Here is a 14,686-nt window from a genome sequence, read left to right as displayed (position 1 = left end):
GGAGTCGAACACCGTGCAGTTGCTGCGTGCGAGGGTGGCGAAGGTCTGCTGATGGACGGTGGCGAAATGGTAGTTCTCGGCGAATGTGTCGATCGCCAGCTTCCAGTTGATCGGAGAGTCGAGCACCTTTTCGCCCAACGGGGACCAGCGCCCGATACCCCAGGAATCGAGTTCGTCGGCGAGCGGGCCCAGGTGCGCGGCCACGTCCAGCGTCGCACCGGGATCCAATGACACCCATAGGAATCCGGCGTATTCGGTGGCCGGCAGTTCCGTCAGCCCGTCGGAGCGCAGCGTCACGTCCGGGAAGCCCTCGCGCCCCGGCAGCCCGACCAACCGCCCGGTGTTGTCGTAGGTCCACGCGTGGTAGGGACAGGTGAACCGCTTGGCGGTGCCGCATCCCGTGACGACCCGCGATTGGCGATGCAGGCAGACGTTGTCGAACGCCTTCACCGACCCGTCAGAGGTTCGGGTCAACAGGATGGACCGACCCATCACCGTCTTGGTGCAATACGCGCCGGGGGCGGGAAGTTCGGACACGTAGCCCACCAATTGCGGGCTGGCCAGCAGCATGGCCCGGTCGACGTGGTGGCGTTCGAGACTCGTGTAGTCACTCGCGTCGACCCTGTGCTCGCTCGGTGCGAGGTCGGTTGCCTTGTCGCGCGCCAACTTCACGGCACGCCGGGTCAGGTCGATGAGCTGGTCGCGGTCCATCTGCCCAGTACAGACCTTGTGACAGTTGTAAGGTCAAGGAGTGGCTGAGCAGTTGCTGATCGGCGATGTCACGGCCCTGACCGGGATCACTTCCGGCCGTATTCGCCACTACGAGAAAATCGGTCTGCTGCGCGCCAAGCACCTGTCCAACGGCTATCGGGTGTTCGACGTCGAGCAGGTGCTCGATCTGTTGCGTATCGACCTGATGCGAAGCCTTGGCGTCAGCATCAACGACATTCAGCGGTTGATCAATGGCGGCCACACCACGTTGGCCGAGCTACTCGACGAGCACCGCGCGTTGCTGGTGCATCAGCGGGACCGGCTGGACAGCCTGATTGCGGCCATCGACGCCGCCACCGACAGTGGCGCCGACGGCGTCAACGAACTCATCTTGCGCAGGCTGGCCACCACGCACCGCGACAGCATCGGGGTCATGGGGCGGCTCAGCGCCCCGTTGTCGGCGCCCGCCGCCGCGATCTATGCCGATCTGTTCGATGCATGGGAGCTTCCGGTTCCGCCACTGTTCGGTCAGATGGTCCTGCCGCCGGCGGCCAGCACGCTGCTGGCGCAACTCGCCGAGACTCCGGGCCGCCGAGTGTTTTTCGACCGCTTGCGCAAGCTCGCCGGTGACGTGGTTGCCCTAGGCGAAAACCAAGCAGCTGCAACAGAACTTGCGCATGGTTGGATCGACCAGCAACTGGCCGATCCCCTGCCCGGCGATGTGGTCAGCGTGCTGCGCGGCGTGCAACCGCTGTTGGAGCACGACCCCGTGATCGTGCAGGGATTTCGCGCCTGGGCGGGATCGATCAGCCCGGCGGCCGGACACTTCCTCGAGGAGATCGCCCGTCAGACCGCCCGCCGCGGTTTGGAGGCGGTGAGCGTCATCGTGCTGCCCGCACCGCGGCCGGACCAAACGAACGATGCGGCACTGTGACACACCTGTGACCAGTGTGATCAACGTGTCATATGAGGTTTTTGTCGTACCCTGTGGCTTGTGTCCTCCGTGTCGCGGCGCGACCTGTTCAAATTCGCGACCGCGGCGTCGGCCCTGTTGGGTCTGGGCGTCGCGGGTGTGTCGTTGCGCCCCGCCCCGGCCTCGGCGTCGCTGGGCACCCTGCTGGACTACGCGGCCGGAGTCATTCCCGCCAGCCAGATCCGGGCCGCCGGCGCCGTGGGGTCGATCCGGTATGTATCGGATCGCCGGCCGGGCGGCACGTGGATGCTGGGCAAGCCGATCCAGGTCGCCGAAGCGCGCGACCTTCACAGCAACGGGCTCAAGATCGTGTCCTGCTACCAGTACGGCAAGGGCAACACCGCGGACTGGCTGGGCGGCGCCAACGCCGGCCTGCAGCACGCGCAGCGCGGAATGCAGCTCCACGCGGCGGCCGGCGGGCCCGCCGCCGCGCCCATCTATGCCTCGATCGATGACGATCCCTCCTATGAGCAGTACAAAAGCCAGATCGTGCCGTACCTGCGGTCCTGGGAGTCGGTGATCGGTCATCAGCGCACAGGCGTGTACGCCAATTCGAAGACCATCGACTGGGCACTGCACGACGGTTTGGGCTCTTATTTCTGGCAGCACAACTGGGGCTCACCGAAGGGGTACGCCCATCCCGCCGCCAACCTGCACCAGGTTGAAATCGACAAACGCAGCGTCGGTGGGGTCGGAGTGGACATCAACGAAATCCTCAAACCCCAATTCGGACAGTGGGCATAGCCACCCACATCGCCGCGCGGCCCGACCGGGACTCGGACTCTTAGAAAGTCCAGCAAACACTCGTTCGCTCATTTTGGGGCCGGGCGGACGCGCGTGCTCGGCGGACGGTGTCGCCGATGCCGCTGAGACGGCGCTCCGCGGCCCAAAATTTTTATATAACGATTCGGTAACAAAACTGCTTTGATCTGCGCAGTTATAGCTACTCGACCGTAACCACCTGCATGCAGCAGGTTTGTGAATCGCGTCCGCGCCGCCGGTCAGAGCGCGTGTTACCCACGACACGGTTACCCATGCGTAGAACTCATCAGTAACCGATGACCATGCCAAACGAGGGCCGAATCTTATGACACTCTTAGTACAGCCGATGAAGTCCGTCGCGCCGCTCAGCACCGTCCGGGCGGTCCGCCGACAACGCACCGGCCAGCCGTTTCCCGGCTGTGGCTCGACGCTGAACCACGCCGCATCGACCGGCACCGGCGAGGCCCAGCCTCTGGTGGTGACCGCCCAGACGAACCGATACGTAAAGACGCATACCAGGGGAGACAGAGAAGGTGACGATCCACGAGCATGACCGAGTGTCCGCTGATCGCGACGGGCACGGCCCGCAGGGGGGCAAGCACGCCGCCGGGGACACCCATGCTCTCGTCGACCGCCTGACGGCCGGTGAGCCCTACGCCGTGGCATTCGGTGGCCAGGGCAGCGCCTGGCTGGAGACCCTCGAAGAACTCGTGTCGTCGGCCGGCATCGAATCGGATCTGGCAACCCTGGCCGGTGAGGTGGACCTGCTCCTCGAACCGGTCGCAAAAGAGCTGGTCGTGGTGCGTCCCATCGGCTTCGAGCCGCTGTCGTGGGTCCGCGCGCTGGCCGCCGAGGACCCGATCCCCTCGAATAAGCACCTGACCTCGGCCGCGGTGTCGATCCCGGGTGTCCTGCTCACCCAGATCGCGGCCGTGCGCGCGCTGGCGCGGCAAGGCATGGACTTGAGCGCGACACCGCCGGTGGCCGTCGCCGGGCATTCCCAGGGTGTGCTCGCCGTCGAGGCGCTCAAGGGCGGCGGCGCCCGTGACGTCGAACTGCTGGCGTTGGCCCAGCTGATCGGCGCGGCCGGGACGCTGGTGGCCCGTCGGCGGGGAATCTCCGTGCTCGGCGACCGCCCGCCGATGCTGTCGATCACCAATGCAGATCCCGAGCGCATCAGCCAGCTGCTCGACGAGTTCGCACAGGACGTGCGCACCGTGCTGCCGCCCGTGCTGTCCATCCGCAACGGCCGGCGTTCGGTCGTCATCACCGGCACCCCGGAACAGTTGTCCCGCTTCGAGCTCTACTGCCAGCAGATCTCGGAGAAGGAGGAGGCCGACCGCAAGAACAAGCTCCGCGGCGGCGACGTTTTCTCGCCGGTGTTCGACCCGGTGCAAGTCGAGGTGGGGTTCCACACGCCGCGGTTGGCCGACGGCATCGACATCGTCGGCAACTGGGCCGAGAAGGTCGGGCTGGATGTCCCCCTGGCCCGGGAACTGACCGAATCCATTCTGGTGCGTCGGGTCGACTGGGTGGAGGAGATCACCCGCGTCAACGACGCTGGAGCTCGGTGGATTCTCGACCTGGGCCCCGGCGACATCCTGACCCGACTGACCGCGCCGGTGATCCGCGGCCTCGGTGTGGGCATCGTGCCCGCCGCGACCCGCGGCGGTCAGCGCAACCTCTTTACCGTCGGCGCCGTCCCCGAGGTGGCGCGGGCCTGGTCGAGCTACGCTCCGACCCTGGTTCGCCTGCCTGACGGCAGAGTCAAGCTCTCGACGAAGTTCACCCGGTTGACCGGCCGTTCGCCGATTCTGCTCGCGGGCATGACCCCGACGACGGTCGACGCCAAGATCGTCGCCGCCGCCGCCAACGCCGGGCACTGGTCCGAGCTGGCCGGTGGCGGTCAGGTCACCGAGGAGATCTTCGCCGACCGGGTCGAGGAGCTCTCCGGGCTGCTCGAGGACGGTCGCACCTACCAATTCAACGCGCTGTTCCTCGACCCCTATCTGTGGAAGCTGCAGGTGGGCGGAAAGCGGTTGGTGCAAAAGGCGCGTCAGTCCGGCGCGGCAATCGACGGTCTGGTGATCAGCGCCGGCATCCCCGACCTGGAGGAAGCCGTCGAGCTGATCGAGGAGCTGGGCGACGTCGGCATCAGCCACGTCGTCTTCAAGCCCGGCACCGTCGAGCAGATCCGCTCGGTCATCCGCATCGCCACCGAGGTGTCCACCAAGCCGGTGATCGCGCACATCGAGGGCGGCCGCGCCGGTGGCCACCACTCGTGGGAAGACCTCGACGACCTGCTGCTGGCGACCTACTCGGAATTGCGGTCGCGCTCCAACATCACCGTGTGCGTCGGCGGTGGTATCGGCACGCCCGAGCGAGCGGCCGAATACCTGTCCGGGCGCTGGGCTCAGGCCTACGGCTTCCCGCTGATGCCGATCGACGGCATCCTGGTCGGCACCGCGGCGATGGCGGCCAAGGAGTCCACCACGTCGCCGTCGGTCAAGCGGATGCTGGTGGAAACCCAGGGCACCGACCAGTGGATCGGCGCCGGGAAAGCCTCCGGCGGCATGGCGTCCAGCCGCAGCCAGCTCGGTGCGGACATCCACGAGATCGACAACAGCGCCTCGCGGTGCGGCCGGCTTCTCGACGAGGTCGCCGGTGACGCCGACGCCGTCGCCGAACGCCGCGACGAGATCATCGCGGCGATGGCCACCACCGCCAAGCCGTACTTCGGCGATGCCGGCGAGATGACCTACCTGCAGTGGCTGCGGCGCTACGTCGAGCTGGCGATCGGCGACGGCGACTCGACCGCCGACACCGCCTCACCGGGCAGCGCGTGGCTGGCCGACACCTGGCGCGACCGTTTCCAGCAGATGCTGCAGCGGGCCGAAGCGCGTTTGCACCCACAGGATTTCGGTCCCATCGAGACCCTCTACAACGACGAAGGGCTGCTGGAGAACCCCGGCGCGGCAATCGATCTGCTGTTGGACCGCTACCCGGACGCCGAGACCGTCCAACTGCACCCGGCCGACGTCCCGTTCTTCGTCACCCTGTGCAAGACGCTGGGCAAGCCGGTCAACTTCGTGCCGGTCATCGACAAGGACGTGCGGCGCTGGTGGCGAAGTGACTCGCTGTGGCAGGCCCACGACGCCCGCTACGACGCCGACCAGGTGTGCATCATTCCCGGTACCGCGGCCGTGGCCGGGATCACCCGAATGGACGAACCCGTCGGTGAACTGCTGGACCGCTTCGAGCAGGCGGCCGTCGACGAGGCGCTCGCTGCCGGAATGGAGCCGACGGCCGTCACGTCGCGCCGGACCGGCCGCGCCGATGTGACCGGACCGCTGGCCGTGGTGCTGGACGCCCCCGACGTACAGTGGGCCGGCCGCACCGCGATCAACCCGGTCCATCGGATCGCCGACCCCTCCGAGTGGCTGGTGCAAGACGGACCCGAAAGCCGCCGCGCCACACATTCGTCCACCGGGGCGCGGCTCCAGGTCGACGACGACCGTGTCGTTCTCAGCGTCCCGGTGTCGGGAGTCTGGATCGAGATCCCATTCACCTTGCCCCCCAACACCGTTGACGGCGCCACGCCGGTAGTCTCCACCGACGACGCCGCCACGGCCATGCGTGCGGTGCTGGCGATCGCCGCCGGCGTCGACGGACCGGAGTTCATGCCCCCGGTCACCGACGGAACGGCCACCCTCACGGTGGACTGGGACCCCGAGCGCGTCGCCGACCACACTGGAGTCACGGCCACCTTCGGGGAGCCGTTGGCGCCCAGCCTCACCACCGTGCCTGACGCCCTGGTCGGCCCGTGCTGGCCCGCGGTCTTTTCGGCAATCGGTTCGGCGGTCACCGACACCGGCATTCCGGTCGTGGAGGGCCTGCTGAGCCTCGTTCACCTCGACCACGCCGCGCACATGGTCGGCGCGTTGCCGAAAGACCCCGCTCAATTGACCATCACCGCAACGGCTTTGGCCGCCGCCGACACCGACATGGGGCGCGTCGTCCCCGTCTCGGTCAGCGTTGCCGGCGCCGACGGTCGGGTGATCGCCACCATGGACGAGCGTTTTGCCATCCTTGGACGCACCGGGGCGGCCGAACTGACCGACCCGGCGCGCGCCGGCGGCGCGGTCTCGGAGAACGCGACCGACACCCCGCGCCGGCGCCGCCGCGACGTCGCGATCACCGCACCCGTCGACATGCGCCCGTTCGCGGTGGTGTCCGGTGATCACAATCCCATCCACACCGATCGCGCGGCTGCCCTGCTGGCCGGCCTGGAATCGCCCATCGTGCACGGCATGTGGCTGTCGGCCGCCGCCCAGCACGCGGCGACCGCCACCGACGGTCAGGCTCGCCCGCCGGCGCGGCTGATCGGCTGGACCGCCCGCTTCCTGGGCATGGTGCGTCCCGGCGACGAGGTCGCGTTCCGCGTCGATCGTGTCGGAATCGACCAGGGCGCGGAGGTTTTGGAAGTCGCTGCCCGTATCGGGTCGGACCTGGTGATGTCGGCGACGGCGCGCCTGGCCGCCCCGCACACCGTCTATGCGTTCCCCGGCCAGGGTATTCAGCACAAGGGCATGGGCATGGACGTCCGGGCCCGGTCCAAGGCCGCCCGCAAGGTGTGGGACAAGGCGGACAGGTTCACCCGCGACACGCTGGGCTTCTCGGTGCTGCACGTGGTGCGCGACAACCCGACCAGCATCATCGCCAGCGGCGTGCCGTACAACCATCCCGAGGGCGTGCTGTACCTGACGCAGTTCACCCAGGTCGCGATGGCCACCGTGGCGGCGGCGCAGGTCGCCGAGATGCGCGAGCAGGGCGCCTTCGTCGAAGGGGCGATCGCTTGCGGCCACTCCGTCGGCGAGTACACCGCGCTGGCCTGCGTGACGGGTATCTACGAGCTGGAAGCGTTGCTGGAGACGGTGTTTCACCGCGGATCGAAGATGCATGACATCGTGCCGCGCGACGAGCTGGGCCGGTCCAACTACCGGCTGGCGGCGATCCGGCCGTCGCAGATCGACCTCCCGGATGACGAGGTCCCGGGGTTCGTCGCCGAGATTGCGGCGGATACCGGCGAATTTCTTGAGATCGTGAACTTCAACCTGCGCGGGTCGCAGTATGCGATCGCCGGCACGGTTCGTGGCCTCGAGGCGCTCGAAGCCGAGGTGGAGCGCCGTCGCGAGATCACCGGCGGCAAGCGCTCGTTCATCCTGGTGCCGGGCATCGACGTGCCCTTCCACTCGCGGGTGTTGCGAGTGGGCGTGGCGGAGTTCCGGCGCTCGCTCGACCGAGTCATGCCGCGCGACAAGGATCCCGACGTCATCATCGGGCGCTACATCCCCAACCTGGTGCCCCGCCCGTTCACCCTGGACCGCGACTTCATCCAGGAGATCCGCGACCTGGTGCCGGCCGAGCCGCTCGACCCGATCCTCGCCGACTACGACACCTGGCTCGCCGAGCGCCGCATCGAGATGGCGCGCATCGTGTTGATCGAGCTGCTGGCGTGGCAGTTCGCCAGCCCGGTGCGCTGGATAGAGACCCAGGACCTGCTGTTCACCGAGGAGGCCGCCGGCGGCCTGGGTGTAGAGCGATTCGTCGAGATCGGTGTGAAGTCCGCGCCGACCGTGGCGGGGCTGGCCACCAACACCCTCAAGCTGCCCGAATATGCGCACAGCACAGTCGAAGTGCTCAACGCCGAGCGCGACGCCGCGGTGCTGTTCGCGACCGACACCGATCCGGAGCCGGAGGTCGAGGACGAGCTGGATTCCGATTCGGCCGTTCCGGCCTCATCGGACGGTGCACTCACGCCCGATGTCGCACCGGCCGTCGCCGCGGCGCCCGCCACGGCTCCGACCGGTGCTCCGCGACCCGACGACATCGGATTCGACGCCGCCGACGCGACTTTGGCGTTGATCGCGCTGTCCGCCAAGATGCGCATCGACCAGATCGAGGAGCTGGATTCCATCGAGTCCATCACCGACGGTGCCTCATCGCGGCGCAACCAGCTGCTGGTGGACCTGGGTTCGGAGTTGAACCTCGGCGCCATCGACGGCGCCGCGGAAGCCGACCTGGCCGGGCTGCGCGCCCAGGTGACCAAGCTGGCCCGCACCTACAAGCCCTACGGCCCAGTGCTTTCCGACGCGATCAACGACCAGCTGCGCACGGTGCTGGGGCCGTCGGGTAAACGGCCAGCCGCCATCGCCGAGCGGGTCAAGAAGACCTGGGAGCTGGGCGAGGGTTGGGCCAAGCACGTCACGGTCGAGGTCGCCCTGGGAACCCGCGAGGGCACCAGTGTCCGTGGCGGCGCCATGGGTCATCTGCACGAGGGTGCATTGGCCGACGCCGCCGCCGTCGACAAGGCCGTCGATGCCGCGGTCGCTTCCGTTGCCGCGCGCCGTGGCGTCGCGGTGGCGCTGCCGTCGTCGGGCGGTGGCGGCGGCGGTGCGACCATCGACGCGGCCGCGCTGGGCGAATTCACCGACCAGATCACCGGCCGCGACGGTGTGCTGGCCTCGGCCGCCCGCTTGGTGCTGAACCAGCTGGGCCTCGACGACCCGGTCAGCGCCTCGCCGGCGGCCAACGATGCCGAGTTGATCGACCTGGTGACGGCCGAACTCGGCGCGGACTGGCCGCGTCTGGTCGCGCCGGTGTTCGAGCCGAAGAAGGCCGTGCTGTTCGACGACCGGTGGGCCAGCGCCCGCGAAGACCTGGTCAAGCTGTGGCTGACCGACGAGGGCGACATCGACGCCCGGTGGGTGGGCCTGTCCGAAAGGTTCGAGGGCGCAGGCCATGTCGTGGCCACCCAGGCCACCTGGTGGCAGGGCAAGGCCCTGTCCGCGGGCCGTCAGATCCACGCGTCGTTGTTCGGCCGGATCGCGGCCGGCGCCGAGAATCCGGATCCGGGCCCCTACCGCAACGAAGTCGCCGTGGTGACGGGCGCCTCCAAGGGTTCGATCGCGGCCTCGGTCGTCGCGCGACTGCTCGACGGTGGCGCCACGGTCATCGCCACGACGTCGAAGCTCGACGATGAGCGGCTGGCGTTCTATCGGGGCCTGTATCGCGACCATGCGCGTTACGGCGCGGCGCTGTGGGTGGTCGCGGCCAACATGGCGTCCTACTCCGACATCGACGCACTGGTCGAGTGGGTCGGCACCGAGCAATCCGAAAGCCTTGGGCCGCAGTCGATTCACATCAAGGACGCGCAGACCCCGACGCTGCTGTTCCCGTTCGCCGCGCCGCGTGTTGTCGGCGACCTGTCGGAGGCCGGCTCCCGCTCCGAGATGGAGATGAAGGTCCTGCTGTGGGCGGTGCAGCGATTGATCGGCGGCCTGTCGAAGATAGGCGCCGAGCGCGACATCGCGTCGCGGCTGCACGTCGTGCTGCCCGGTTCACCCAACCGCGGAATGTTCGGCGGTGACGGCGCCTACGGTGAGGCCAAGTCGGCGCTGGACGCGCTGGTGAGCCGTTGGCACGCCGAATCCTCCTGGGCGACAAGGGTCAGCCTGGCGCACGCGCTGATCGGCTGGACCCGCGGCACCGGGCTGATGGGCCATAACGACGCCATCGTCGACGCGGTCGAGGAGGCCGGTGTCACCACCTACTCGACGGACGAGATGGCGGCAATGTTGCTGGCCCTGTGCGACGTCGAGTCCAAGGTGGCCGCCGCCGGCGCGCCGATCAAGGCGGACCTGACCGGCGGGCTGGCTGAGGCCAACCTCGACATGGCCGAGTTGGCCGCCAAGGCCCGCGAGCACGCCACCTCGAGTGAGGACGACGACCTCGAATCCCTCGAGGCCGAGGGCAACATCGCCGCGCTGCCGTCCCCGCCGCGCGGTTTCAGCCCGGCACCGCCCCCGGAATGGGCGGACCTCGACGTCGATCCGGCCGATCTGGTGGTGATCGTCGGTGGTGCGGAGCTCGGACCGTACGGCTCGTCGCGCACCCGATTCGAGATGGAGGTCGACAACGAGCTGTCGGCGGCGGGCGTCCTGGAGCTGGCGTGGACCACCGGCTTGATCCGCTGGGAAGACGATCCCCAACCCGGTTGGTACGACACCGAATCCGGCGACTTGGTCGACGAGTCCGAGTTGGTCGAGCGCTACCACGACATCGTGGTCGAGCGGGTGGGCATCCGCGAGTTCGTCGACGACGGCGCGATCGACCCCGATCATGCGTCGCCGCTGCTGGTCTCGGTGTTCCTGGACAAGGACTTCGCCTTCGTGGTGTCGTCGGAGGCCGACGCTCGCGCCTTCGTCGAGTTCGACCCCGAGCACACGGTCATCCGGCCGGTGCCGGACTCCAGTGACTGGCAGGTCATCCGCAAGGCCGGCACCGAGATCCGGGTGCCGCGCAAGACCAAGCTGTCGCGAACCGTCGGCGCGCAGATCCCCACCGGATTCGATCCGACCGTGTTCGGCATCAGCCAGGACATGGCCAGCTCGACCGACCGGGTGGCGCTGTGGAACATCGTCGCGACCGTCGACGCGTTCCTGTCGTCGGGATTCACCCCGACCGAGTTGATGCGATGGGTGCACCCGGGCCTGGTGGCCAGCACGCAGGGCACCGGCATGGGCGGCATGACGTCGATGCAGACGATGTATCACGGCAACCTGCTTGGCCGGAACAAGCCGAACGACATCCTGCAGGAAGTTCTGCCGAATGTCGTTGCCGCGCATGTTATTCAGAGCTATGTCGGTAGCTACGGCGCGATGATCCACCCGGTCGGTGCATGCGCGACCGCGGCGGTGTCGGTCGAAGAGGGCGCCGACAAGATTCGCCTCGGCAAGGCCGAGCTCGTGGTCGCCGGCGGCTTCGACGACCTGACGCTGGAAGCCATCATCGGCTTCGGTGACATGGCCGCCACCGCCGATACCGGCATGATGCGGGGCCGGGGAATCCACGACTCGAAGTTCTCCAGGCCCAACGACCGGCGCCGGCTCGGATTCCTCGAGGCGCAGGGCGGCGGCACCATCCTGCTCGCGCGGGGCGACCTGGCGCTCAAGATGGGCCTGCCCGTGTTGGCGGTGGTGGCGTACGCGCAGTCGTTCGCCGACGGCGTGCACACCTCGATCCCGGCCCCTGGGCTGGGCGCGCTGGGCGCCGCGCGCGGCGGCAAGGAATCGCAGCTGGCACGCTCGCTCGGCAAGCTGGGCGTCGGCGCCGACGACATCGCGGTGATCTCCAAGCACGACACATCGACCCTGGCCAACGATCCCAACGAGACCGAACTGCATGAGCGGCTTGCCGATTCGCTGGGGCGCTCCGACGGTGCTCCGTTGTTCGTGGTGTCGCAGAAGAGCCTCACCGGGCACGCCAAGGGCGGCGCGGCGGTCTTCCAGATGATGGGCCTGTGCCAGATGCTGCGCGACGGGGTGATCCCGCCCAACCGCAGCCTGGATTGCGTCGACGACGAATTGTCCGGCTCCGCCCACTTCGTCTGGGTGCGCGAGACCCTGCGGCTCGGTGACAAGTTCCCGCTCAAGGCCGGGCTGGTGACCAGCCTTGGCTTCGGCCATGTTTCGGGCCTGGTCGCGCTGGTGCACCCGCAGGCGTTCATCGCCGCGCTCGACCCGGCGCAGCGTGCGGACTACCAGCGACGCGCGGACGCCCGGCTGCTGACCGGTCAGCGGCGACTGGCATCGGCCATTGCCGGCGGCGCGCCGATGTACGAGCGGCCACCGGACCGTCGTTTCGACCATGACACGCCGGAGAAGCGTCAGGAGGCGGCGATGCTGCTCGACCCGACCTCGCGGCTGGGTGACGGCGACGCCTACCAGGTCTCCGCCGGATGACGGCCATCCGTTAGCCTGGCGTCCCATGGGAATTGTCGGTGTGGGGATCGATCTCGTCTCCATTCCTGATTTCGCCGAGCAGGTCGACCAGCCGGGAACCGTCTTCGCCGAGACGTTCACCCCGGGTGAGCGCCGCGACGCGTCGGACAAGAGTTCGTCGGCGGCGCGCCACCTCGCGGCCCGCTGGGCCGCCAAGGAGGCCGTGATCAAGGCCTGGTCGGGATCGCGGTTCGCGCAGCGGCCCGTGCTGCCCGAGGACATCCACCGCGACATCGAGGTGGTCACCGACATGTGGGGGCGGCCCCGGGTCCGGCTGAGCGGCGACATCGCCAAACATCTGGCCGACGTGACAATTCACGTGTCGCTGACGCATGAGGGGGACACGGCCGCCGCGGTGGCCATCCTGGAGACTCCTTGAGCGCGAGCAGACACAGAATCACACGCGGAGGCGACTATTCATGTGACTCTGCGTCTGCTCGCGCAATAGAAGCGCGCGTCCGCGAGGTGTTGCCGTCGGTGCGGCGGGACCTGGAAGACCTGGTGCGCATCGAATCGGTGTGGGCCGACACCGGGCGGCGGTCCGAGGTGCACCGTAGCGCCCAGGCGGTGGCGGATCTGTTGTCGCAGGCGGGTTTCGGCGACGTGCAGATCGTCAGCGAGGGGGGAGCACCCGCGGTCATCGCCCGCCATCCCGCGCCGCCCGGCGCACCCACCGTGCTGCTGTACGCCCACCACGATGTGCAGCCCGAGGGCGATCGCAGCCAATGGGTGTCGCCACCGTTCGAGCCCACCGAACGCGACGGACGGCTCTACGGTCGCGGCAGCGCCGACGACAAGGCCGGAATCGCAACACATTTGGCGGCGTTTCGGGCGCACGGCGGTCAGCCGCCGGTGGGCGTGACCGTCTTCGTCGAAGGCGAGGAGGAATCCGGTTCGCCCTCGCTCGGCAAATTGCTTGCCGCCCATCGCGACACGCTGGCCGCCGACGTCATCGTCATCGCCGACTCGGACAACTGGAGCACCGACACACCCGCCCTGACGGTGTCGCTGCGCGGCCTGGTCGATTGCGTGGTCGAGGTCGCCACGCTCGACCACGGGCTGCACTCCGGCATCTGGGGCGGGGTGGTGCCCGACGCGCTCGCCGTTCTGGTGCGGTTGCTGGCCAGCCTGCACGACGACGACGGCGACGTGGCCGTCGAGGGCCTGCACGAAACCGACATCGCCGCGCTGAACTACCCTGACTACCCGCCCGAGCGGGCGCGCACCGACACCGGTCTGCTCGACGGCGTGTCCGAGATCGGCTCGGGCTCCGTCCCGCAGCGGCTGTGGGCCAAACCCGCCCTCACGGTGATCGGCATCGACACCACGCCCATCGAGAAGGCGTCCAACACGCTGATCCCGCGGGCGCGAGCCAAGATCAGCATGCGCGTCGCCCCCGGCGGCGACGCCGCGGCACACCTGGACGCGCTGGCCGCCCACCTGCAAAACCACGTCCCGTGGGGCGCGCACGTCAGCGTCACCCGCGGCGACATCGGAGAGCCCTACGCCATCGAGGCCAGCGGCGACGTTTACGACGCGGCGCGGGCGGCGTTCCGGCAGGCGTGGGACGCCGAGCCCATCGACATGGGCATGGGCGGCTCCATCCCGTTCATCGCCGAATTCGCCGCCGCCTTCCCGCGGGCGAAGATCCTCGTCACCGGTGTGGAGGATCCCGGGACCCAGGCGCACAGCATCAACGAGAGCCTGCACCTGGGGGTGCTGGAACGGGCGGCGATCAGCGAGGCGCTGCTGCTGGCCAACCTGGCCTGAGGGGAAAACTCGACCGCCGGAATGCTCAACGAGACCGACAGTCTCGCGGCATACTGCTTCTATCCGCAGCCACTCGTCCGCAGGAGACGCCACCGTGAGTACGGAAGACACCCTGACCGGCACCACGCGAACCAAGACCAACCGTTACCACTTCGATCGCCACACCCCGGAGTACCGCGAGCGGTTCACCGAGATCACCGAGGAGATGCATGCCAGGTGCCCGATGGCGTGGACCGACACCTACGACGGGCATTGGGTGGCCGCGGGCAGCCGGGAGGTCTTCGAGCTTGCGCGATGCCCGCACGTGTCCAACGACCACGACGTCACCGGCGAAGGCACCGGCTATAAGGGCATCACCATTCCCACGCTGCCACAGGGCACCGGCGTCCGGGGCGGCATGCTCGAGATGGATGAACCCGAGCACTCCGCCTACCGCAGCATCCTCAACCCCTACATGTCCCCGGCAGCCATCAAGCGCTGGAAGCCGTTTGTCGACGAGATCGTGCGGGCGAGCATCGACGAGAAGATCGAAGTCGGGCGGATCGACTTCGTCGACGATCTCGCGAACGTCGTGCCCGCCGTCCTGACACTGGCGATCATGGGCGTTCCGCTGAAGAAGTGGCAGCTC

Annotated in this window: 6 protein-coding genes and 1 pseudogene; 6 read left to right on the top strand and 1 reads right to left on the bottom strand. The window is 68.3% G+C overall.

Annotated elements, in window-relative coordinates; genetic code table 11:
* Positions 1-711: aromatic ring-hydroxylating dioxygenase subunit alpha (locus tag Q0W90_RS17705; protein WP_297775488.1), on the bottom strand; the 711-nt coding region annotated here is incomplete at its 3' end.
* Positions 712-751: 40 nt separating this feature from the next.
* Between Q0W90_RS17705 and Q0W90_RS17700 the strand changes: the two genes are divergently transcribed.
* The 6 genes and pseudogenes from Q0W90_RS17700 to Q0W90_RS17675 form a co-directional block, all read left to right on the top strand.
* Complete coding sequence (locus Q0W90_RS17700; RefSeq protein WP_297699366.1) at positions 752-1,645, top strand: MerR family transcriptional regulator; 894 nt, start codon at positions 752-754, stop codon at positions 1,643-1,645.
* Positions 1,646-1,705: 60 nt separating this feature from the next.
* A complete protein-coding gene (locus Q0W90_RS17695) occupies positions 1,706-2,428 on the top strand; it encodes a DUF1906 domain-containing protein (RefSeq protein ID WP_297592483.1) in 723 nt (240 codons plus the stop codon).
* Between the two features lie 551 nt (positions 2,429-2,979).
* Positions 2,980-12,249: a type I polyketide synthase gene (locus Q0W90_RS17690; protein WP_297775486.1), complete on the top strand. Its 9,270-nt coding sequence runs from the start codon at positions 2,980-2,982 to the stop codon at positions 12,247-12,249.
* 25 nt (positions 12,250-12,274) lie between these two features.
* Positions 12,275-12,667 carry a holo-ACP synthase gene (locus Q0W90_RS17685; protein WP_297592487.1) on the top strand — a complete coding sequence of 131 codons (393 nt, stop codon included), beginning with the start codon at positions 12,275-12,277 and terminating at the stop codon, positions 12,665-12,667.
* The gene (locus tag Q0W90_RS17680; RefSeq protein ID WP_297775483.1) at positions 12,664-14,058 is read left to right on the top strand and encodes a dipeptidase; all 1,395 of its coding nucleotides are present in this window, start codon (positions 12,664-12,666) and stop codon (positions 14,056-14,058) included. The genes Q0W90_RS17685 and Q0W90_RS17680 overlap by 4 nt, the downstream gene beginning before the upstream one ends.
* A gap of 94 nt (positions 14,059-14,152) precedes the next feature.
* Positions 14,153-14,686: pseudogene (locus tag Q0W90_RS17675) on the top strand (cytochrome P450); the annotation flags it as partial.

Source organism: Mycobacterium sp., assembly GCF_025933915.1.
Classification (GTDB): domain Bacteria; phylum Actinomycetota; class Actinomycetes; order Mycobacteriales; family Mycobacteriaceae; genus Mycobacterium.
This window is presented reverse-complemented; position numbering and strand designations above follow the sequence as displayed.